The 22,348-nt window shown below is 61.2% G+C and carries 22 protein-coding genes; 10 read left to right on the forward strand and 12 right to left on the reverse strand.

The genetic code is table 11. The annotated features are described in order from the left end of the window. The first annotated feature begins 22 nt into the window (after positions 1–22). Complete coding sequence (locus tag IV89_RS00265) at positions 23–640, forward strand: TetR/AcrR family transcriptional regulator (RefSeq protein ID WP_037941415.1); 618 nt, start codon at positions 23–25, stop codon at positions 638–640. On the opposite strand, the gene IV89_RS00270 is transcribed toward IV89_RS00265, so the two are convergent. Beyond that, positions 607–1,335 (reverse strand): acyl-homoserine-lactone synthase, encoded by a 729-nt coding sequence (locus IV89_RS00270; RefSeq protein WP_037941416.1) that lies wholly within the window; start codon positions 1,333–1,335, stop codon positions 607–609. The genes IV89_RS00265 and IV89_RS00270 overlap by 34 nt on opposite strands. Positions 1,336–1,510: 175 nt before the next feature. Here IV89_RS00270 and IV89_RS00275 point away from each other — a divergent pair, with 175 nt between their 5' ends. Continuing rightward, complete coding sequence (locus IV89_RS00275; RefSeq protein WP_037941417.1) at positions 1,511–2,902, forward strand: HAMP domain-containing sensor histidine kinase; 1,392 nt, start codon at positions 1,511–1,513, stop codon at positions 2,900–2,902. Here the strand turns inward: IV89_RS00275 and IV89_RS00280 are convergent. The 9 genes from IV89_RS00280 to IV89_RS00320 all read right to left on the reverse strand — a co-directional run bounded on the left by IV89_RS00280 (position 2,884) and on the right by IV89_RS00320 (position 12,186). Continuing rightward, positions 2,884–4,269, reverse strand: a complete 1,386-nt coding sequence (locus IV89_RS00280; RefSeq protein ID WP_037941419.1) for a cytochrome P450 — start codon at positions 4,267–4,269, stop codon at positions 2,884–2,886. The genes IV89_RS00275 and IV89_RS00280 overlap by 19 nt on opposite strands. 102 nt (positions 4,270–4,371) lie before the next feature. Further along, positions 4,372–4,770, reverse strand: coding sequence for a type II toxin-antitoxin system death-on-curing family toxin (locus IV89_RS00285; RefSeq protein WP_037941421.1), 399 nt, complete (start codon positions 4,768–4,770; stop codon positions 4,372–4,374). Further along, positions 4,767–5,003, reverse strand: a complete 237-nt coding sequence (locus IV89_RS00290) for a type II toxin-antitoxin system Phd/YefM family antitoxin (RefSeq protein ID WP_005848692.1) — start codon at positions 5,001–5,003, stop codon at positions 4,767–4,769. Before IV89_RS00290 ends, IV89_RS00285 begins: the two co-directional genes overlap by 4 nt. An 86-nt stretch (positions 5,004–5,089) precedes the next feature. Continuing rightward, positions 5,090–6,358 (reverse strand): tetratricopeptide repeat protein, encoded by a 1,269-nt coding sequence (locus IV89_RS00295; protein ID WP_051843791.1) that lies wholly within the window; start codon positions 6,356–6,358, stop codon positions 5,090–5,092. A gap of 207 nt (positions 6,359–6,565) precedes the next feature. Further along, the gene (locus tag IV89_RS00300) at positions 6,566–7,543 is read right to left on the reverse strand and encodes a bile acid:sodium symporter family protein (RefSeq protein WP_037941423.1); all 978 of its coding nucleotides are present in this window, start codon (positions 7,541–7,543) and stop codon (positions 6,566–6,568) included. Between the two features lie 98 nt (positions 7,544–7,641). After that, a complete protein-coding gene (locus tag IV89_RS00305; RefSeq protein ID WP_037941425.1) occupies positions 7,642–9,231 on the reverse strand; it encodes a gamma-glutamyltransferase family protein in 1,590 nt (529 codons plus the stop codon). Further along, the gene (locus IV89_RS00310) at positions 9,215–10,732 is read right to left on the reverse strand and encodes a tripartite tricarboxylate transporter permease (protein WP_037941427.1); all 1,518 of its coding nucleotides are present in this window, start codon (positions 10,730–10,732) and stop codon (positions 9,215–9,217) included. The genes IV89_RS00305 and IV89_RS00310 overlap by 17 nt, the downstream gene beginning before the upstream one ends. Next, positions 10,733–11,203 (reverse strand): tripartite tricarboxylate transporter TctB family protein, encoded by a 471-nt coding sequence (locus IV89_RS00315; protein WP_235183670.1) that lies wholly within the window; start codon positions 11,201–11,203, stop codon positions 10,733–10,735. Positions 11,204–11,238: 35 nt separating this feature from the next. Beyond that, positions 11,239–12,186, reverse strand: a complete 948-nt coding sequence (locus IV89_RS00320) for a tripartite tricarboxylate transporter substrate binding protein (RefSeq protein ID WP_005848679.1) — start codon at positions 12,184–12,186, stop codon at positions 11,239–11,241. Positions 12,187–12,319: 133 nt separating this feature from the next. Between IV89_RS00320 and IV89_RS00325 the strand changes: the two genes are divergently transcribed. After that, positions 12,320–13,204 (forward strand): LysR family transcriptional regulator, encoded by an 885-nt coding sequence (locus IV89_RS00325; RefSeq protein ID WP_005848677.1) that lies wholly within the window; start codon positions 12,320–12,322, stop codon positions 13,202–13,204. Here IV89_RS00325 and IV89_RS00330 read toward each other — a convergent pair. Next, positions 13,201–14,613, reverse strand: coding sequence for an MATE family efflux transporter (locus tag IV89_RS00330; RefSeq protein WP_037941431.1), 1,413 nt, complete (start codon positions 14,611–14,613; stop codon positions 13,201–13,203). The two genes, IV89_RS00325 and IV89_RS00330, sit on opposite strands and share 4 nt — an antisense overlap. A 161-nt stretch (positions 14,614–14,774) precedes the next feature. On the opposite strand from IV89_RS00330, the gene IV89_RS00335 reads away from it, so the two are divergent. The 7 genes from IV89_RS00335 (at position 14,775) to IV89_RS00365 (ending at position 20,174) form a co-directional block, all read left to right on the forward strand. Next, on the forward strand, positions 14,775–15,233 hold the full coding sequence (locus IV89_RS00335; RefSeq protein ID WP_037941432.1) for a helix-turn-helix domain-containing protein: 459 nt from the start codon (positions 14,775–14,777) through the stop codon (positions 15,231–15,233). Positions 15,234–15,324: 91 nt separating this feature from the next. Beyond that, positions 15,325–15,732: a hypothetical protein gene (locus tag IV89_RS00340; protein ID WP_037941434.1), complete on the forward strand. Its 408-nt coding sequence runs from the start codon at positions 15,325–15,327 to the stop codon at positions 15,730–15,732. 82 nt (positions 15,733–15,814) lie between these two features. Beyond that, positions 15,815–16,057, forward strand: a complete 243-nt coding sequence (locus tag IV89_RS00345) for a hypothetical protein (protein ID WP_009824197.1) — start codon at positions 15,815–15,817, stop codon at positions 16,055–16,057. After that, on the forward strand, positions 16,057–17,520 hold the full coding sequence (locus tag IV89_RS00350) for a TolC family protein (RefSeq protein WP_037941435.1): 1,464 nt from the start codon (positions 16,057–16,059) through the stop codon (positions 17,518–17,520). The genes IV89_RS00345 and IV89_RS00350 overlap by 1 nt, the downstream gene beginning before the upstream one ends. 11 nt (positions 17,521–17,531) lie before the next feature. After that, positions 17,532–18,890, forward strand: a complete 1,359-nt coding sequence (locus tag IV89_RS00355; protein WP_107277643.1) for a copper oxidase — start codon at positions 17,532–17,534, stop codon at positions 18,888–18,890. A gap of 48 nt (positions 18,891–18,938) precedes the next feature. Continuing rightward, positions 18,939–19,679, forward strand: a complete 741-nt coding sequence (locus tag IV89_RS00360) for a copper-binding protein (RefSeq protein WP_037941437.1) — start codon at positions 18,939–18,941, stop codon at positions 19,677–19,679. A gap of 54 nt (positions 19,680–19,733) precedes the next feature. Then, complete coding sequence (locus IV89_RS00365; protein ID WP_005848660.1) at positions 19,734–20,174, forward strand: cytochrome c; 441 nt, start codon at positions 19,734–19,736, stop codon at positions 20,172–20,174. A 51-nt stretch (positions 20,175–20,225) separates the two neighbouring features. Here IV89_RS00365 and IV89_RS00370 read toward each other — a convergent pair whose 3' ends face one another. After that, positions 20,226–22,253, reverse strand: coding sequence for a TonB-dependent receptor (locus IV89_RS00370; protein WP_235183672.1), 2,028 nt, complete (start codon positions 22,251–22,253; stop codon positions 20,226–20,228). Positions 22,254–22,348: the final 95 nt, after the last annotated feature.

Here is a 22,348-nt window from a genome sequence, read left to right on the forward strand (position 1 = left end):
ATACACGTCCTAGTTCTGCAATATGAATGAAAACGCATCAAAATCGCGAATACTGTCGACAGCGCGCGCCCTGTTCTTCGTCAAAGGCTTTGAAAAAGTCACGACGGACCTTTTGGCGCGCGAGGCTTCTGTGTCCAAGGCGACGATCTATCGCCATTTCGACAATATGTCGGAGATCCTGCAAAATGTGCTCGAGGCCGAGGCAGAGGTTTTTCGCGCCGAGGTGTTGGGAGATATCTCAGACCATCCCGATTTGCGCACCGCGCTGATGTCGTTCGGGCGGAAATTTCTGAGCTTTCTGGGGGAGCAGGACTCGGTCGAATTTACCTGTCTGATCCACGAGGTCGCCCGCGACTACCCGCAGATCGGTCGCACCTTCTATACCGCCGCCTTCGAGGCGGTTTGCGCCGCCGTTTGCGGTCTGCTGGTGCAAGGGCAGGAAAGCGGCGACCTGCGCGACGATTTCGACCCGCGTGATGTCGCCGAAGACCTTATTTCATTGCTCAAGGGCTTTGGCATGGTCCGTGCGCAACTGGGGCTGACGACGCGCCCCTACAAGGATATCGACCAGCATGTCACCCGTGCGGTCGATACCATTCTGGTCGCTTACCGCGCGTCAGACGGGGTCGGGTCGGCGTAATTCGCCACATGCATGATCGCGGCCTGCGTATTGTCGCCGCTGATGTTCAGCTTGGGGCCCAAGGGCAGCGCGCTCATCCCCAGACGGTTCATCCAGCGTTGGAACACGGCAGGCACGATCCCGATCACATGGGTCGCCCCTTGTTCAGTCGCGGCACGCGCCATGCCCCGGATCAGCTTGGTCTGGATCGCCAGCCGCCGGTGCGCGGGCTCGTTTTTTGATAAAAACAGCCGCGTGGCTTCCCAGACATGGGGCATCACCGGCGCGTCTTCGTAAAGCACATATTCAGGGATATCCGGCAACATACCGCGCTGCGCGTCTTTCAGCATATAGGTATAACAGCCGCATTGCGCCGTGGTCGGCAGCAACCGCACGCCCGCCAGCACCCGGCCGTATTCATGGATCACGACAGACCGGCTTTGGGGGGTGTCGTACTGGTCAAACTCCATCCCTTCGGTATGGGGCAGATCCCATTCCTTTTGATCGATAAAAACTGATTTGCGTGCTTTCAGAAAATCTGAATAGAGTTGGCCATACCGATACTGGTTGCCGATATGCACCACTGTCTCTTCCAGCCGTGTCGCGTATGAAGGGACATCACTTTCAACGGGTCGTGTCTGAAGAGCGGCCTGAACCGAAGGCTCCAACTGGATCGTCTCTGCACGCTGGTGCGATTTTGCGTTCTGGATACCCATTGTTCTCTGCCTAAAGCTCCGCTCAAGTAACGAAAAAGTTAACAAAATGCATACAGCCACGGTTCTGCCATGATCGCAACAAATTTTCCACCAATAGTTGAGGTGTATCGTAGTGAAATATCAGCAGATTCGTTTGGCGCTCAATTCCGCGCCAGGCTGACGGAGGAAGCGCAACATGGAAGCAATTGACAATGTTAATTTGCCTCAGGCCCGCCCGGTTCTAAGCCGGCTGCGGGATTATGCGCTTGTGGGCAGCCGGGCGTTTGGCCAGCGGGCGATCATCTATACCGCAGCTATTGCTTTGGCAGGCTATTACTATGAACTGAGGGTCGCGCTGTTTTTCTTTTTCGCGATCGCCTTATGCGAAATCTATGACATCGTCGTGCTGCGCTACATCCTGCGCAACACCCGGTCCAAGACCCTCAAGATCCGCAAATCGCTGTTCCATATCTACATGACCACGGCGCTCAGTGCGACGACGATTGCGATGTTCTGCATCTCGATCGCGATCCAGCAGGGCGTTGGAAACAGCCACTTTCTGCCGCTTTTCCTGTTGATTTCCGCCTCTATCTTCGCGGCGATGAACAACCACCAGTTTTTGTATGTGCTGGGGTTTCGGCTGGCGATCTACATCGGGGCGATCCTCTATATCCCGATCCGCGATGTCGTCGTGGCGCGCCCCTCGCTGGACTCTGAAATCTGGCTGAACCTCTTTACCGCGCTGTTTGTTCTGGGCTTCGTGTTCGAACTCGCCCGGACCTTCATCAAAGGGTATTCCGCGCTGATGAAGAACCGCCTCGCGCTTCAGACAGAGAACAAGAATGCCCTCGCCGCAAGCGAGGCCAAGACCCGTTTCCTGTCCACCGTTAGCCATGAATTGCGCACGCCGCTCACGTCTATCCGCGGTGCGCTTGACCTGATCAATGCAGGGTCAGCGGGCGAGGTGCCGGACAAAATGTCGCGGCTGCTCGATATCGCGACGCGCAACTCGAACCGTCTGGGGGATCTGGTCGGGGATTTGCTGCTTTTGCAATCAGCGGATGTGGGGAAATTCTCGCTTGATCTGGGTAACGTGGATCTGGCCGAGGTCGTGAACACGGCCGCCCATTCGTTCCAGCCCTATGCCAGCCGCTTTGGCGTCGCGGTAGAGATCAACGTTGCCGCAGACCAGCCCATCGTGCGCGGCGACAAGAAACGGCTCGATCAGGTGATCGTGAACCTGCTGTCCAATGCCGCCAAATTCTCCGAGGCGGGGGGCACCATCCGTGTGGGCCTCAAACGCGAGGACGAGAACCTCGTGATTTCGGTCGCGGATCAGGGCATCGGGATTCCCGAAGGCAGTGAAAGCGTCATCTTCGAGGAATTCGGCCAGATCGATTCAAGCGATCAACGCAAGTTCCAGGGCACGGGTCTTGGCTTGTCGATCTCGAAACGTATCGTGGATGCCCACGGCGGCAGCATCGCCTATAAAAGCAAGCTCGGCGTGGGCACCACCTTCTGTGTCGTGCTCAAGGCAGCGGATGCGGCCAAGGCGGCCAAACCCGAAAGCTATTCCACCGCCGCCTGATCTACCGGCACGGCCCGCAACATCAGCGGGCCATCGGGCCGCATGGTAAAGGTCAGGTTCGGTGGCGCGACAGGGTGGTCCGTCAGTTCAAAAGACGCCCGCCGTAGCGCCGAGGCCAGCAGCACCATAATCTCTGTCTCGGCATATTGCGCCCCGATGCAGATGCGCGGCCCGTCCCCAAAGGGAATATACTGTCCGCGCGGGTACTTACGGTCCAGAAACCGGTCGTGCTGATACAGCGCCGCATTGTCCCACAGCAGCTCGTTCCGGTGCAGCGCATAGACCGGGAACATGATCACGTCGCCCTTCTTAAACGTCACATCCTTGATCGTCACCTCATCCGTCGCATCACGGGCGAACAAGGCACCTGCGGGGTACATCCGCAGGGTTTCACGCACATGTGCGTGCAGTTTGGGCATCTTGGGCAGATCGTGAAAGCCGATGGGCCCGCCACCGCAGGCCTCCATCACCTCGGCGCGCAGATCGGTCTGTACCTCGGGGTGCATCGCCAGCAGATAAAGCCCCCAAGCGATTGTATTGGCCGAGGTTTCATAGCCCGCCGCGACAAAGGTCAGCAGGTTATCGACCGTCGTTTCGACATCTTCCTTATCCGTCTCAAGCGCCTCGATCAGCAGGTCAAGAAAATCGACCGCCTCTGCATGGCGCTGCGCGCGGCGGTTGGCGATCACGTCATGGGTCAACTGCCGTAGATCACGGATCGCTTTCTTGCTGCGCAGCCATTTCAGACGGGGCACCCACTTCGGCAGCCCCATCAGATCGAACAGCGACATATAGCTGATATAGTCGGTGAACCGTCGCATCCCCTGACGGACATCCTGCTTGGACACAGCCTCGTTCCCCGAGAACATCACCCGCGAGATATTGGTGAGCGTCGCCTCTTGCGCCGCATCCGATACATCGACTTCGCCCGCCGTGCGTGCAAAGAAATCCGCCAGCTCGTCGCCGGTCTGGGCAAAATGTCGGGTCAGCACGGGCAGGTTGCGCGCGGCAAAAAGCGGGGCATAGCGATGCCGTTGCGCGCGCCATTTCTCGCCTTCCGACAGGATCATGCCGTTGCCGACAACGGGGCCGATGACGTTATGTGTAAACTCCGCCTTGGGAAAGCGACGCCCGACACCGGCCAGCAGTTCGGTCACCATATCGGGGTCACAGACATAATGGATCTTGGCCGGCCCTTTCAGATAGCTTTGCGTGCGCGTCGCATCGGGGATCACCGAAAAGATGTTCTTCCCCGCTTTTTTGGCAAAGTCGATCAACCCGACATCGGCCTTGGCCAGATCCGCCTCGACAGGGATCGGGTGCGCCGGTGTCGCCCCATCGGGCGCAGGCATATTCTGTGTATTCATTGTCGTCTCCTTGCCGGCCCACGGGTGGCGTTTATCACACCGGTGTTTCTAGCAGGGAAACAATGACTAATTCTATCTAAAGTTACGCGCCAACGCGAAACGTCAGGTCGCAGAGGTCTTGATGCTGTGGTTGCGTAAATGTGCGGCAGCGTCGGCGCGGGTCATTTTGCCTTGGGCCAGTTCCACCATCATATCGGCGTGTTCCTGATCCACAGCGGCTTGCAGCTCGTATCCGTTCTGGTCCAGAAAATCGCTGGCGACAAAGAAGGCCGTGCGCTTGTTGCCATCGACAAAGGCGTGGTTGCGGGCGATGGCTTCGGCATAGCAGGCGGCCAATTCAAAAAGCGACGTTTCGCCAAAGGCATATAGGTTCATCGGGCGGGCCAGTGCGGATTCCAGTAGGTCACCATCGCGCAACCCGCGCGCGCCGCCCGCCAGCTCCAGAACGCAATCATGCATGTATTCAACAAGTTCGCGGGTGACCCAGCGGGGCTCCGTCATCGTTTGGCGAGTTCCAGGATCGTGCTGCGATGCCGTTCAAGCCCGCGCGCCACGCGGTCCTTATCCTGCGCGGTCACCCCTTCGGTCAGGGCGGTCAGGCGACGGTATTCATCCGCTGACAACAGCACCAGACGGTCACGTTGATGGCTGGTGATGATGACAGGCTCGCTCATCGCCGCATCGCTGAATGCGCCGATGTTGTTTTTGAATTCGGTGGCGGTGACACGTGTCATGGGGCTCTCCTGTAGCGTCACCGCACAATATAGGCAAAATGGACATTTTGTCCATATGGGCCGTGGTCACAGCTTTGGCTAAATCGCTAAGGCAAGACCAGCTCTTCCCCGTTCTGCCAGCTTTGTGCCAGCGCCTTTGCCTCACCTTTTTGCTGGGGTGCCAACTGCTGGCCCATTTGCATCAGCCGTTCTTCGGGCGCGTCCAGCGCGCCGTCGCGGTCATAGGCCATCGCGGTATCCTGCAACGCCCATGCGGTCACGGGGTCCGGTGTGACGCTGATCCCTTCGGCATAGAAATGCGCGAGCTTGGCAAGGGATCGGGGCTCTCCGCGTTCGGCGGCGGCACGGTACCAGCGCGCGGCCTCTGCCGGATCGGCGGGACGGCCCTGACCGTTTTCATACAGCAATCCTACGTTCAGATAGGCAACGGGTTCGCCATATTCCGCAGCTTGCTGATACCAGACCATCGCCTCGTCAAAGTCCTGCTGCACACCGCGCCCAAGCGCATAGTGCTTACCCATGTTGACCTGCGCAGCGGGGACGCCATTGCGCGCTGCCTCATAGTACCAGCCGACGGCTTTCTCGTCATCTTGCGAGGTGCCAAGCCCCTCGGCATAGAGGTTGCCCAGATTGATCTGCGCGGGGGCATAGCCCTGTTCTGCCGCGAGCCGATACCATTCAAGCGCTTGGCCGTGGTCCTGCTTTACCCCGACACCGTGATTGGCCATCCACCCCAGCGAATATTGCGCGTCAGCCAGACCCTGTTCCGCCGAGGCACGCAAAAGCTGCTGTGCTTCTTCGGGGGCCGCGTCTCCGCCGCGACCTTCCAGCAACAGGATGCCCAAGCGGTACTGGCCCATAGCATTGCCTTGCTCTGCCGCTTTACGATACCAGGCGCGGGCCTCCGCATCGCTTTGCGCTGTGCCTTCGCCCAGTTCATGCATGTTGCCCAGACTGAATTGTGCCTTGTCAAACCCTTGAGCCGCAGCGCGGGTGAAATAGTCGAACGCGGTTTTCGCGTCGGGGTCGACGCCTTGCCCAAAGCGGTAGGACACGCCCAGAGAGTTCAACCCGCAGGGGTTGTTCTGCTCGGCAGACTTCTTCGCCCATGCGACGGAATCATCAAAGCTTTGCGGCACACCATCGCCGCCGCGATAGTACAGTCGGCCGACCTGACATTGCGCCTCGGCGTCGCCCTGTTCGGCCAGCGGTAGCAGCAGTTCCAGCGCGTGGGTATAATCGCCTTGCTCGAACGCGGCCATGCCGTCCTGCACGGTCTGGGCCTGCGCGGCCACGGGCATCACCGCGGCCAGTACAGTACGGCCAAACCAGCTTCGTTTTGTTTTATCTGCCATCGATAGGGTCCTTCTTGTCGGGTGGGCAGCCTGCTGCCTTTTCGCGTTTTCGTAACGCGTATCCCCTATCGATGCACGCCGCGACCCCGCCAAATTTCGGCGGAAAATTGCGTGTTTCTGCTGTGGCTTAGGCCGTGGTGCCCCGACAGGCAAAGACCCGCGCGCGGGCGCGGGGGTGATCGGCAAAAAGGATACCCATGGGTAACTTTAGGCAGGTGCCGCAGCGGCCCGACGCGACGCGCGCTGCGAGACGAAGGCGCAGACCAGAAGCTGCGAGATATGGTAGATCATCAGCGGCAAAACGATGGCACCGACCAGATCGGGCGCAAAAAGCGCCGTGGCAATGGGCAACCCGCTGGCAAGGCTTTTGGTGGACCCGCAGTAGAACAGCACCGCGCGATCCGCGTCGGGCATCCCCGCAGCCTTGCCAAGGGCGATCATCGACCACATGCCCACGGCCAGAAACAGCCAGACCACGGCAAAGAGCAGCATCAGCGTGGTGACGGGAATAGCGGACCACAGGCCCGAGACTGTGCCCGCGCTGAAGGCGGAGTAGATGATCAGCATGATCGACCCGCGGTCCACGATCATGGTCAGCAGCTTGTGGCGTTGCACAAACCCGCCCACCAGCGGACGCATTACCTGCCCGACGATGAAAGGCAGCAAGATCTGCACGCCGATTTTGCCGATGGCATCCATACTGACGCCGCCGTCGCCCTGATGCAGCAGCAAGGTCACCAGCACCGGCGTCAGAATGACCCCGATGAGGTTAGAGACGGAGGCCGCGCAGATCGCCGCAGGCACATTGCCGCCCGCAATCGAGGTGAAGGCGATAGAGGATTGCACGGTCGAGGGCAGCACCGACAAGAACAGCAGCCCCATGGTCACCGTCGCCCCGAGGATCGGGCTGCACAGCGTCGCCAGCAGCAGGCCAATCAGCGGAAACAGCACATAGGTCGCGCCAAAGGTCATCCCCTGCAGGCGCCAGTTTGTGATGCCAGCCTTGACCGCACTTGGGTCCAGCTTGGCCCCATACAGAAAGAACAGCAACGAGACGGCCCAGAAGGTCACCCCGCGCAGGCCTTCGGCGGCGACACCTGTGGCAGGCAGCACAATGCCCGCGATCACGGTGGCCAGCAGCAAGATCATATAGGCGTCGATGCCGATGCGTTTGATGTAGTTCATGGGAATGCCTGCGTTGTCGAAAGATCGATATAGGGGCGCTGCCGGCCCGTAAAGGGCGAGCGGGGGCGTGACCCTCCGCTCGCCCATGTGGCGCGGGATCAGAAGCCTGCGGCTTGCCCGTCCTTGCGCGGATCAGAGCCCGCGGCGTAGCCGCCTGCCGCGTTGCGTTGCACCAGTTGCGCGCCGCCGAAGCCAAAGGCGTTGTCCGGTGCCTCGATCTGGATCGCATGGCCAAGCGCCTTGAGCCCGTCGAGCAGATCGGCAGGCATCGACGGTTCGCAGGCGACGGCCAACCCCTCGATCGCGCGCCAGCGGGGGGCATCGGCCGCGGTCTGGGGGTCTTGGTCCCACAACTGCGTGCGCAGCAAGAGCTGCATGTGGCCCTGTGCCTGAATAGGCCCGCCCATCATGCCAAAGGCCATCAGCGGCACGCCGTTCTTCATGGCGAAGCCCGGAATGATCGTGTGGAAGGGGCGTTTGCCGGGTGCGACCTGGTTGGGGTGGCCGTCCTGTGTCGTGAAGCCAAAGCCGCGGTTCTGCATGGACACACCCGTGCCCGGCACCACCACGCCAGAGCCGAAGCCCGCGTAGTTCGACTGGATAAAGCTGACCATCATGCCCGAGGCATCACCGACGTTCAGCAGCACGGTGCCGCCCTGTTTCGGGGCCCCCGCGCCAAAGTCCTGCGCCTTGTTGGCATCAATCAAGGCGGCACGGGATTTAAGGTAATCGGGGTCAAGCAGGGCCGCTTCGTCCACATCGGTCATGTGATCGCGATCGGCGACATAGGCGTGCAGATCGGCATAGGCGAGCTTGATCGCCTCGATCTGCAAATGCACGGCGGCCAGATCGTCGGGGCCGTGATCGCGGATGTCGGTGTGCTGCAACATGCCAAGCGCCATCAGCGCGGCGATGCCCTGACCGTTTGGCGGGATCTCATGCAATTCCAAGTCGTCAAAGCTTTGGCTGATGGTGCCGCACCAATCGTTGTGATGCGCTGCCAGATCGTCGGCTGTCATCGCGCCGCCATTGGCCTTGGCGAAGGCCGCGATCTCTTGCGCGATCTCGCCCTCGTAGAAAGCGCGGCCCTTGGTTTCGGCAATGGCGCGCAGGGTGCGTGCGGCGCCGGGGTTGCGGAAGCGTTCGCCGGGTTTGGGCGCGCGCCCTTCGGGCATGAAAGTCTCGGCAAAGCCGGGCTGGTCCTTGAGCACCGCGGCCCCTTTGGCCCATGCCGTGCCCACGACCGGCGACACGATAAAGCCGTCTTCAGCATAGCGGATCGCGGGGGCCAGCACGGTCGACAGGCCGAGGCTGCCGAATTTTTCAGACAATTCAACCCAGGCGCTGACGGCACCGGGGACGGTCACGGCGTCCCAGCCATGTTCGGGGATGCCGTTCTTGAAATATTCGGGCGTCCAGGCGGCGGGCGCGCGGCCCGAGGCGTTCAGCCCGTGCAGCTGCTTGCCGTCCCACAGGATGCAGAAGGCGTCAGAGCCAAGGCCGCAGCCCGTGGGCTCGACGATTGTTAGCACCGCCGCCGTGGCGATGGCCGCATCCACAGCGTTGCCGCCTTGTTGCAGGATGGACAGACCGGCTTGGGTCGCCAGCGGTTGCGAGGTGGCGACGACATTCTCGGCCAGGATGGGCGAGCGGCGCGACGGGTAGACGGGATCATGACGTAGGCGCATGGGATGGCCTTTCTGTAGATGTACGGTTTTTGAGGTGACTGCGGATGGCCCAGACAATGGACACGAAAGCCGCAATCAGGAAAATCAGGCTGATGGGGCGGGTGAAGAACAGCGTCGGGTCTTCGTCCGTCATCAACGCGCGCCGCAGGTTGGTTTCTGCGATTGGGCCCAGAATGACCCCCAGCACCAAAGGTGCCAGCGCATAGCCAAGGGCGCGCAGCGTGTAGCCGGTGATGCCGATGAAGATCAGCAGGTAAAGGTCGGTCACGCGGTTGTTCAACGCAAAGGTGCCCACGACGCAGCAGGTCATCACCACCGGCACGATCAGCCATTTGGGCACTTCGGTCACCCGCAGGAACAGCCGCATGGAACAGATCGACACGATCAACATCATGAAGGACGCGACCACCATCGCGATGAACATGCCATAGACAAGGTCACCGTGATCCATGATCAGCCGTGGCCCGACCGAGATGCCATGCACCATCAGCGACGCCATAAGGATCGCATCGACAGCCGATCCGGGGATGCCCAGACCGATAAGCGGGATCAGCCCGCCGCCCGCGGTGGCGGAGTTGCCCGCCTCGGAGGCGACGATGCCGTCGGGTTCACCGGTGCCGAATTTTTCACTGTTCTTGGACCCGCGCTTGGCCTGGTCATAGGCGACAAGGTTGGCGATGGACCCGCCCGCACCGGGTAGGGCGCCGATCAGCACCCCCACGATGGAGGACCGCAGCAGGTTGACGGGCCGCATCAACACTTCCTTCATCACGGTCCACGTCTGGAAATCGATGGCCCCTGTGACCAGCGCATTGCCCGACCGCACGCTGTCGGCATTCTCTACCTCTGACACAAGCTGGGAAATGGCGAAGATCCCGATCAGCACCACCAGAAACGGCAGGCCGGCCTGTAGCATCTCTATGCCGAAATCAAAGCGCGGACGGCCCATGATCGGGTCCGTCCCCACGGTAGAGATTGCAAGCCCGATCAGCCCCGCCAGAATGCCGCGCATGGCAGAGGTGCCGACAAGACTGGCGACGATTGTGAGGGCAAAGACGATGAGCGAGAAATACTCCCACGGGCCAAGGCGCACGGCGAAAAGCGCGAGCGGTGGTGCGGCGAAAATCAGCACGATGGTCGAGATCACGGTGCCAAAGAAGGACGCCCAGACCCCGATGGACAGCGCGCGCCCCGGTTCGCCGTTGCGCGCCATGGGGAAGGCGTCAAAGGTGGTGGCGACCGACGATGGCGTGCCGGGGATGCCCAGCAATGCCGCCGAGATCAGCCCGCCAGTATAGCCGCCCACATAGACCGAGAGCATCACGGCGATGCCTTGCAAAGGCTCCATCGTGAAGGTCAGCGGCAGGGTCAGCACAATCGCCATGGTGACGGTGAAACCGGGGATCGCCGCCGCAACGATGCCCGCGACGGACCCCGCCAGCATATAGGCGAGCGTCGCCAGCGTGAAAATCTGCGCGGCCCCTGTCATGAAATCAGTCATTCAAAGCACTCCGCGCGGTAGGAAGACGGTGAACACTTCGGCAAAAAGCCAGTTCAGACCGAAGGAGAAAACCACAGCCACCACAGCGGCGAGGGCAATAGACTTGGGCGTGCGTGGCATCAGGATCACCTGAAGCACGAAAAGGAAGATCAGGCTGGCGATGGAAAACCCCAGCACCGGAATGACCAGCAGATAGGCGGTGAGCGCGCCAAGGCAGACAAACACTAGATAGCAGCGTTTCGCCCATGCTACGGCCTGTGCTGCGAAATCACCGTAAGCGTGGCGGGGGATCTGGCGCAGCGCGTCGATGATCGCGATGGCTGATACGATCGCCATCGCGCCAAAGATGATCTTGGGGAACGCCCCCGCGCCAAGCTTTTCAAAGCGCGAGGTCTTAATGCCGCTGGCCGAGATGAACAATGCGATCGAGGCCAGCAGGAGGAAGACATAGCTCAGAAGGCGGGCAACCAAGCCCGCCTCCTGCGCCTTCATGGGGTCGTGCCCGTTCATGGGGCCAGAACCGACGACAGCGATTTCACTGTCTCGTCCAGTTTGCTCAGATAGGCGCGGTAGTCTTCCTGACCGCGGAACCCGACATCGGCACCCGCGTTGTTGGTCTGCTCGATATAGGTGGGGTCTTGGGCCATCTCTTGCAGCGCGGCTTCGAGCGTGTCGCGGACCTCTTGCGGGGCCCCTTTGGGCATCACGATGCCGCGGGTCACGTTCAGCTCAAGATCCTGACCCAGCTCTTTGAAGGTCGGCACATCGGGGGCGGCGTCCACCCGGTCAGTCGCGCCGACGGCAAGGAAGGTCAGATCGCCGTTGTCGACGAATTGTTTGGAGGAGCTGATGTCGCCAATCGCCACATCAAGGTTGCCGCCGACCAGCGCGCGCACGCGTTCGCCCGTGCCCTCATAGCCGACGTATTTGAATTCAAGCCCGAAGGCCTGTTCGATCATCGCGGCGTGCAGATGCGGGACGCCGGCCAATGTAACGCCCATGGAGATCTCGCCGGGATGTGCCTTGGCGTAGGTCACGAATTCTTCGAAATTGCTATAGTTGTCGGATTTGCCCGCCACCAGATACTGGGGCGATGCTGTCATCAGTGCGATCGGGTCAAAGTCATCCCATGCCAGATCGGTGATGCCGGTTTCGGTGGCGACCAGCAGTCCTTCGTGCACCTGGCTGATGGTATAGCCATCCGCGGCGCGGCGCGAGGCCTCGCGCAGGCCCACAGTGCCGCCGACGCCGGGCATGTTGATCACGGGCATTTCCACGCCAAGAAACGGCTGCACGTTGTTGGCCACAAGACGCATCAGCGTGTCAGAGCCGCCACCGGGCGACCAGGGCACGATGAACTCTACCGCGCGCTCGGGGTAGGTGTCGGCTGTGGCGGGGGCTGCAATCAGGCTGGCAGCGGTGAAAAGGGCGGCAAGGCCCGAACGAAACGTCATAGGAGGACTCCCTGTGAGAGAAGCAGCGGTTTATCCGCCACGGGTTTGGTGTCAGTTTCGTGAATAACACAAGAATAACCATAGCAAAGCGCGTAATTCTTGCCATTACATTTAGTATATCTTATCTTGAGGTATGGATACACGTCAGCTTGAGACTTTATTGGCCATTAGCCAGCACGGCGGCTTTGCTGCGGCGGCGCAGGCCGTGAACCTGACCGCCTCTGCCGTCAGCCAGCAGATCGCGGCGCTAGAGGCAGAGATCGGCACGCAGTTGTTCGACCGCACTCGCCGCCCGCCCGCCTTGACCACCAAGGGCGCAGAGATGGTCCGCTCGGCCCAGTCGATCCTGCAGATCGTGTCGGACACGAAAGCCTCCGTCGCGGGGGAGCAGATGCGCGGCACCGTGGCGCTCGGGTCGTTGCGGACCGGGGCAAATTCACTGATGCCGCAGGCGCTTGCGACGCTGCGCGCGAGCTTTCCGTATCTGAATTTTCGGCTGCGCGTCGGTGTGTCCGAGGAGCTGATGAGCGAGGTCGTCTCGGGCCAGCTGGATGCCGCGGTTGTGGCGGATCACGTGGCGGTGCCCAGCAGTCTGCGCTGGACCCCAGTGCTGACCGAACCGCTGATCGTTCTCACACCGCCCGGCACGGGGACGATCACGCTGGATGATCTGATCCGCGACGTGCCCTATATCCGCTATCGCACGCAGGTGCCGCTGGCGCGCCAGATCGATACCGAAATCGCCCGCCTTGGCGCCGCGCCGCGCCAGATCGTGTCGGTGAATACGATGCCGGCCGTGGTGGGCTGTGTGCGCGCGGGTCTGGGCTTTGCCATTATCCCGCAGATCGCGCTGCACGATGCCGAGACCGCCTCGCTTGACTGGTTCCCTTTCGGGGCGCCGCCGATCCATCGCCGTCTGGGGCTGGTGCAGCGGGTCACCTCGCGCCGCGCCGAGGTGCTGGCGGCTTTGGTCACCGCGCTGATCCAGCAGGGGCTCACGGCAGAGGTCTATGATTAGGCCCGCGCGCGCCAGCCCTTACGCCAGATCGCAAGGCCGATCACCGAGCCATAGACCACCATCGCGCCGCCGATGGCGATGAAGATGCCGCGCAGGCCCAAGCCGCCGGTTTGCATCAGGATCAACGCGCCGATCAGCGCTACCGCCATCCGGCTGAGGCTGCTGACCACCGGCCAGACCATATGCCCCGCCCCCTGCGACGCGAAATACAGCGCGAGCCCGAGGGCGAAGAAGGCGTAGAACGGTGCCACGAGGCGGAAATAGCTGCGCCCCGCGTCCAGCGCGCCGGTGTTGGACGGGTCAAGGAACATGCCAAGCCAAAGGTCGGGAAACACCGCGAGCAGCAGCCCGATACCGCCGACGATCACCGCCGCCGCGCAAGATCCGGTCCAGGCCACGCGCAGGGCGCGGTCCACCTGACCGGCGCCCATATTCGCCCCGACCATCGCCGTCATCGCGGCACCAATGCCAAAGATCACGGGGATCATCAGAAATTCGAGCCGTGCGCCAAGCCCGTAACCGGCCAGCGCCTCTTCGCCGAACTGGCCCACGAGCCCTGTCATCATGATGATGGTGATCGTGGTCAGCAGGGTATTCACCGCCGCCAGCGCCCCAACGCTGAGGATATCGCGGAACATGCTGATATCGATCCGGCCCAAGGCCCCGCCAAAGCTAAGCCCCGTGCGCCCCGACAGGATATGCGCCATCGCCAGCACAGCCCCGATCGCAAAGGCGAGCACGACGCCGATGGGCAACCCCGCCATGCCAAGTGCGGGCAGGGGGCCCCACCCCAGGGCGAAGCCGCCCGACAAGGGGATCGAGATGACGGACACCAGCAGCAAGAGCACGGCAGGGGTCTGCATGTCGCCCGTGCCACGAATAATGCTGAGCGACGCATTGCACAGCCAGATCGCCATACAGCCGGGAAAGAAGACCAGCGCATAGGTCGCGGCGGCAGAGACGGCATCGGCACCGCCCCCCAGCAGGGTGAAAAACGCCACGCCAAACAGCCCGACCAGAACGGCCATGATCACGGCAAAGGCACCCGCGATCATCCACGCGACTACTGCCAATGTGGCCGCCCGCGCGCTGTCTTGCGCGCCAAGTGCGCGCGCCACCGCGGCGGAGATCGCCCCACCGATGGCCCCCGCCGACAGCATTTGCGTCAGCATGACAAGCGGGAACACCAGCGCCAGACCGGCCAGCGCTGTCACCCCAAGGAGGCTGGCGAAATACGCTTCGGATATGCTTTGCACGGTTTGCACGAACATCGCCAAGACGTTGGGTGCGGCAAGCTTGGCCAGCGTTGGCGCGATTGGTGCCTCTAGCAGGGCACGGGTCCGGGTGGCGCGAGCCTGCGTCGCTGCGGCGGAAAGGGCAGGGGCGGCGTTCGGGGTGACGCGGGCCATCAGCCGGCCTTGCCGAGCTGCGATGTGGCGACCTGATGTGGCATGGTTTACCCCCCGTTCGAATGCTTGGAGTGGCGAGTTTTCGCCTCTCGGTTCCTTTTTGGAATGCACTACGGGTAAGTTCTCTTTCAGAACCTGTCAATGCCTGCTAGGATCAAGGCATGAAATGGAACGAACTACAGAATGAATCCTGCCCCGTGGCGCGGGGGCTGTCCGTGGTGGGTGACCGCTGGACCATGCTGGTTCTGCGCGATTGCTTTCTGGGCATTCGCCGGTTCGAGCAGATGCAGGACCGGCTGGGGATCACGCGGCATGTGCTGGCGGACCGGTTGCGCAAGCTTGAGGGGGCCGGCGTGCTGCGCCGCGAGGCTTATCAGGAGCGCCCCCTGCGCCACGAATACCGGCTGACCGAACGGGGCAAGGCGCTCTATCCGATGCTGGTGTCGCTGATCGATTGGGCCAACGCCCATGTCCCGATTGAAGGCAGCCCGTCGGTCACGTTGGTCTCGCGCAGCGCGGGCACGCCGATCGCGCCCATGCTGGTGGACCGTGTCACCGGAGAGGAGATTACCCACCGCAGTGTCAGCGCCATTTCAAACGCCGGTGCCAAAAAAGCATAGCGGCTTTCCGCCGCCCACCGGGTAAAAAACTTCGAAACCTTCCAGCGCAGGACCGATTGACAGGAAGGGGCAGGTGCATCAACTGTCTCCTATGGCTTTTGAGCGCACCATATCTTTCTGGCTGAACGCAGTGGCATGTCTTGCCTTTGCTGCGGCGCTGGTGCTGTTTCCGCCGTCCGCGTCCCACGCGGCGTCGGGGATGCATGACGGGCATTATGCCGCGGTCATGGACGATGTGGCCGATATAAACGCGCAAGACGCCCTGCATGATCATAGCACTATGGATCGTGCCGCTGTCGACAATCACAGTGACAAATCCCCTTCAAGCGCGCCTGACGACAGTGCAGGTAATTGCTGCAACGGGATGTGCCTGTCCGTCGTGTTGATGGACCATGCGCATCCGCAAGACGATGCGGTCACTGCGGGCACCTACAAGATCGGCCATGCGCAGGCGCGTTCGCTTGAGGTGCAAGGCTTTCTGCGTCCTCCCCAATCCTGATCTGATTTAGACCCGCTTTGGGGTCTTTGCGTCGCGCCAGCGTTTCTGGCGCGATCCCTAGAAGATCAATCAGGTACATCACATGAAAATCCATTTCGTTTTGGGGGCTTGCACCCTGACCCTTGGCGCCTGCACGCAGGATGTCAGACCCTTGCCCTATACGCCGACACCGCTGCCTGCCGTGGCCACGCAAGAAGCCACGCTCAGCACGACCGTCGTCTCTCCCATCAGCCACCCGAACCCGCTGGCCGGCTATACGTATCGTGGGCCCACCGGTCCGCGTGACTGGCGCACCGTGAATCAAGAACAATCGGAGGGGAACTGATGCACGTCCGTAAACTGCCGCTGATCATCGGCTTTCCCCTTGTGCTCGGGGCCTGCGCCACGGCGATCCCAAGCGCTTATACCGACCCCAAAGCCGGCTTTGCCAATGTCGCCAGCCAGATCACGCCCGCGCTTGGTAAACGCACCGTCTTTGCCGAGACCCAAGCCGAAAACGAAGCGGTGAAACGCGAAGTGCGCGCGATGGTGCAGGGCAAGACAATCTCGGCCGATACGGCGGTTCAGGTTGCCTTGCTCAACAACAAGGGGCTTCAGGCGTCCTATGCGAATGTCGGATTGTCCGCCGCCGAAGCATGGCAGGAATCGACGCCGGAAAACCCGATCGTGTCCATTGGCGTGCTCGGGATCGGGGCGCCCGAGCTAGGGGCCTACCGTGCGATCGAAGGGTTGATCCGCGCCAATCTTCTGGATGCCACTACGCGTAAACAACGCCGCGCAATCGCTGACGCGAGCTTTCGTCAAGCGCAGCTGACGGCGGTGAACGATACGCTGACATTGGCCAACCAGACCCGTCAGGCCTGGGTCAATGCCGTGTCCGCATTTGAGGTGGTGGGGTATTTGAAACGCGCCAAGGCGACCTCGGACGCCGGATCGGAGCTGGCCCGCAAGCTGGGGGAAACCGGCGCGCTCAATAAAGCTGCCCAAGCCCGCGAGCAGGCGTTCAACGCGGAGCTGGCCGGACAGCTTGCCAAGGCACGGCTGGATGCGACCACCGCGAAGGAAGAGCTGACGCGCCTCATGGGGCTTTGGGGGGCTGACGTGAACTATTACGTGCCTGATGCCTTGCCGGGGCTGCCGCGGTCCGTGGGCGGCGTTGCCAATGTCGAAGCCAAGGCGCTGCGCAACCGTGTCGATCTGCGTGTCGCAAAGCTGGGTCTTGAAGCGCAGGCAAAAGCCTTTGGCCTGACGGATCAGACCCGCATCGTCAGCGATCTTGAGATCGTCGCAGGGGCCGAGCTTGAGCGTGAAGCCGAAGGCGGCGATATCGAGAAAGAGATCACGCCTCAGGTAGAGCTGGAATTCGCGATCCCGATCTATGACAGCGGCAAGGCGCGGATGCGCAAGGCAGAGCTGTCGTATCTGCAGGCGGCGAATGTGCTGGCGGAACGGGCGGTCAATGTACGTTCAGAAGCGCGGGGGGCCGAACGGGCCTACCATGCCTCTTACAAGATCGCGCGCCACTACCGCGATGTTCTTGTTCCGCTACGCAAGACCGTCGAGAACGAAGCCCTGCTGTCTTACAACGGCATGATCACCAACACCTTCGAACTGCTGACTGATGTGCGTGAAAAGCTCGGTGCCGAGCTGGAAGCCGCTGATGCGAAGCGGGCGTTCTTTATGGCGCAGGCGGATCTGACCGCGGCCATCTACGGCGGCGGTGCAGGCAGCGGTGGAGGGGGCTCCGAAGGCGCCACGTTGGCCGCTGGTGGCGGCGCAGGACACTGAAAGGAAACGATATGATGAACAGACGTCAACTACTCGGTGCCGGTGCGGCGGGGGCGACACTTGTGTCCTCTCAGGCGTGGGGCAAAACTCTGAACATGGGGCTGCCGGAAGCGGCGCATATGGACAGCGCTGCGACTGCGGTCACGGCGCGCCCCTCGACGGGGGTGGATTACACGCCCGTGGTCACGCTGAACGGCTGGACGCTGCCCTACCGCATGAACAACGGCGTCAAGGAATTCCACCTTGTCGCGGAACCCGTAGAACGCGAACTGGCCGACGGCATGATCGCGCATCTGTGGGGGTATAACGGCCAGTCCACCGGCCCCACGATCGAAGCGGTCGAAGGCGACCGTGTGCGGATTTATGTCACCAACAAACTGCCAGAAAACACATCCGTCCACTGGCACGGGCTGATCCTGCCCTCGGGTATGGATGGCGTGGTCGGGCTGAGCCATCCGGGGATCAAACCGGGCAAGACCTTTGTCTACGAGTTCGACCTGACCAAATCCGGCACCTTCATGTACCACCCCCATGCGGATGAGATGGTCCAGATGGCGATGGGGATGATGGGCATGTTTGTCGTCCACCCCAAAGACCCGACGTTCATGCCGGTGGACCGTGACTTCCTGATCATGCTCAACGCGTTCGACATTGACCCCGGTACCTATGTGCCGCGTGTCATGACGATGAACGACTTTAACCTATGGACATGGAACAGCCGGATTTTCCCCGATATTGATCCGCTGGTCGTGAACAAGGGCGACAGGGTACGGGTGCGCGTTGGCAACCTGACGATGACAAACCACCCGATCCACATGCACGGCTATGATTTCAAGGTCACCTGCACCGACGGCGGCTGGGTGCCGGAAAGCGCGCAATGGCCCGAGGTCAGCATCGACATTCCTGTCGGCGCGATGCGCGCCTATGAGTTCACGGCGGACCACCTGGGCGATTGGGCGATCCACTGTCACAAGTCCCACCACACGATGAATGCCATGGGCCACGACGTGCCGACGTTTATCGGTGTCGATAAATCCCAGCTTACCCCCAAGATGCGCAGCTTCAAGCCGGGCTACATGCCGATGGGCACGGCGGGCATGGGGGACATGGGCAAGATGTCGATGGAACTGCCCGAGAACACGATCCCCATGATGAACGGCTGGGGCAAACACGGGCCGATCGAAATGGGCGGCATGTTCTCTGTCGTGAAGGTACGCGACGGCATCGCGCCGGACGATTATTCCGACCCCGGATGGTACGACAACCCCCCCGGCGAGGAAGCCTATGAGTGGACCGGAGAACTACCGGAATTCGCCACGAACAACAGCCCCAAAACCATCCTGACCCCGAAACCAACGCAAAAGGGATAACCCCTTTTGCATCCATATAAAACATTGAAAACAATACAGGAAAACACGATGAAAAACTTTCTGATGACCACCGCCTTCGCCATTGCTTTGACCGGCCCTGCCTTTGCGGCGGGTTCCCACTCTGGCGGGCATGATGACGACCACGCCGACAAGCATGCCGAAATGATGGCAGTGGGCAAACCCGGTACGGCGGCTGACGTCACCCGGACCATCGCGGTCACCATGCGCGAGACCGAAGACGGGGATATGATCTTTGAACCCGACAACTTTGCGTTCGAGCAGGGGGAAACCATCCGCTTTGAGGTCACCAACAAGGGCGAGCTTGAGCATGAGTTCGTGATCGATAACGCCGAAGGCAACGCCAAGCACAAGGAAATGATGGCGAAGATGGATATGGAACATGACGACCCCAATTCGGTCCGTCTTGAGGGCGGCCAGTCGGGCGAGGTCATCTGGACCTTTGCCAATGCTGGCTCGTTTGAATTCGCCTGCCTGATCCCCGGTCACTATGAATCCGGCATGTACGGCCCCATCGAAGTCAGCGCCAAAGCCGAGGCAGAAACCGAAGCGGCAGAGGTCGTCTATACCAAGGGCACCGTCAAGAAAGTTGACACCAAAGGCGGGAAGGTCACCATCGATCACGGACCATTGGTCAACCTTGATATGCCCGCGATGACCATGGTGTTTCGCGCCGATGAAACCATGATCGGCAAGCTCTCTGCAGGTCAGAGCATCGAATTCGTCGCAGAGCCCGTCAAAGGCAAGCTGACCGTCGTCGAGTTGAAGTAATCCACGCGCGGGCTCCGGTCATGTATCGGTGCCCGCCCCATAAGAGGCGAAGACATGAAAACATCGCGTGTATTGCTGTGGGTTGTCCCCTTTGCGCTGCTGACGGCAGCGGCGGGCGGGTGGTATTTCTCGCATCATGATCAACCCGAGACCAGCCCGACCGAGCTTGCGGAGGGTGCCTTGGCAACCGTGAAGGTGCCGGACAGTTTCACCGATCAGGAGCAGCTGGGAAAGCGCGCCTATGATGCGGTTTGCGCGGCCTGTCACGGGGCCAATGGTCAGGGGCAGGACGGCGTCGCACCGCCCTTGGTGCATGTGATCTACGAACCCAGCCACCACGGCGACCGGGCGTTCCTGCTGGCCGCGCAAAACGGGGTGCGGGGGCATCACTGGCCGTTCGGAAACATGCCTCCCGTCGAAGGGATCACGCAGGCCGATGTGATGGATATTGTGGCCTACATCCGCCGCCTTCAGCGCGAGAACGGGATCGACTAAACCCAAGGGCCAGGCCCCGAGGTACGTCACACCCCGGGGGCCCGTGCCGTTTCAGAACATCCGCGAGATCGAGAATTTCACGTTCCGACCCGGTGCCGTGCGGGTCGACAGATGCGGCGTATAGGTTTTGTCGAAAGCGTTCTCTAGCCCGACGCGGAACTGCGTATCCTTGAGGATACCGCTTTGCGGGACATAGGTGGCGCGCAGATTATGGACGCCAAAGCCTGCCGAGGTCTCGCCGTCGTCTGTTACGGATGTGTTGCCCACGACCTCCCAGCTCAGGTCAAGCTCTTTGCCGAATTTCTTGCCCACGGTGACCCGCAGACTGTCCGCAGGCAGCAACCGCCAGTCGCCGGAAGAGCCGCTCGGTTCATACTCCGTCCCGCGCACCACATTGGCATTCACGTCAAAGTAAAGACCCGTGTCCAACGCGTAAGAGGCTTCAAGCTCCAGCCCCGAGGTTTCGACCCGGTCCAGCGCCGGTGCAGGCGGGCGTACCCCCGAGACCGAATAGCTGCTGACATCGGTCAAGGTGGTCTCGTAGTAGACACCCTTGATCGCGAATTGGTCCCCGCTGCGGAACAGATCGTGACGGTCAAACGAGGCGCCGATCTCGTATGTCTCGGCCTTCTCGGACGAGGTGATCGCGGCATCGGTGCCCAGATGGTCGATCATCGGCAGCCCTTCGGTATAGGCGGCACTGGTGAACAGGGCCAAACCATTCCCGAAGGCATAGCGCACAGACAGCCCGCCCATCAGCGCGTTGTTTTCATAAGTGCCATCATTCGGGGCCGCTGATCCGGTGATCTTCGATGTCTCGTAGCGCAGCGCCGGTGTCACGGTCCATGCATCAGTGATGCGCATATCGTCCACCGCATAGACAGCGACGCGACGGTCCTTGCCGCCGGGTGCGTTGCTGGCATCAAGGCGTTCTTTGTGGATCAGTTCAAGCCCGGTCCGCAGATCATGGGAGACAACGCCTGTGGTGAACAGGCTTTGGTTTTTGAACGCCAGTTTCGTTGTTTGATACCGATGATCCGCATTCGCCAAGGCAAGAACACCGGCCCCTTGTGGGGTGCCTTCAAGGGGGGAGCTGCCCGAGACATAGCTTTGGTCGATCTGTTGGTCGGCGTAGGACAGCACGACATCAAGGTTCACCAGATCATTATCGGCTGGGTTAAAGTTGTACTTGAGCACCGCGGTCGTAGACTCCGTATCGCGGTCAACGGTGCCAAAGGAATCCGCCGTGGTGGTAAAACTGTCAAAAGGCACGTCGCGGTCGCTTGCGGTAGTGTGCGACAGGCTGAAGGTCAGCGATTGATCGCGGTTCTGGCCAAAGCTGTATTTCGCCTTGATCAGACCCGACGGCAGGGTGAAGGCGCTGTTACCGATAGTCGCCCCGTCACCATCCACCTGATCGTTCTGGTCGCGCCACGTGTAGTTCAGCAAAAATTCCATATCTTCGGTCGGTTGCCACGCCAGCACGCTGGAAGACGTGATGCCGTCGCCGTTCGTGCTGAACTCCAGCGTTTGGCCCAGCACATAGCCAAGCTCACCATTCGTCAGATCCGACGCGTCTTTCGTCTCAAGCCGGACGACACCGCCCACGATGCCGGATCCGTATTCAAAGCTGCCGACGGACCCGCGGATCACATCGACCGACTTGTAAAGGAACGGATCGGTGAACAGCTGGGTGCCGATCCGGTATAGCCGCTCTGCCCCGGTGGTGGCCCCGTCGATCTGCACGGCGACTTTGGAATCCGCACCGTAGATATCGTTCGCGCCGAAGCCGCGGATATTGATGCCGGACCCTTGCGGGGTGGACCCGTTCACAAGGCTCACGCCGGGAACTGAATCGATCAGCTCTGCCACGGTTCCTGCCTGACGGTCGTCGATCTCCTCTTGGTCGACTGTGGTGATGGATACTGCCGTATCGGTCTGCACCTCGCGTTTGCTTTCGCCCAGAACGAGCGTGCCTAGAAAGCCCTCCTGCGCAGCGAGGGGGAGCGGGGTAAGGGAAAGAAGTATCAGGCTTGTCGTACCCCTCAATAGGGCACGGGTTCCAGCGGCTTTGGTCATCGAAGACATCCTTGCAAGCAATAGGTTTGACGGAATGCTTGCGAGGGGCTGGCGGTGAAAAAAGGGGCGTAGACGGGTTGCGCTCTTGCGGGTTC

The organism is Sulfitobacter sp. CB2047 (assembly GCF_000735125.2).
Classification (GTDB): domain Bacteria; phylum Pseudomonadota; class Alphaproteobacteria; order Rhodobacterales; family Rhodobacteraceae; genus Sulfitobacter; species Sulfitobacter pontiacus.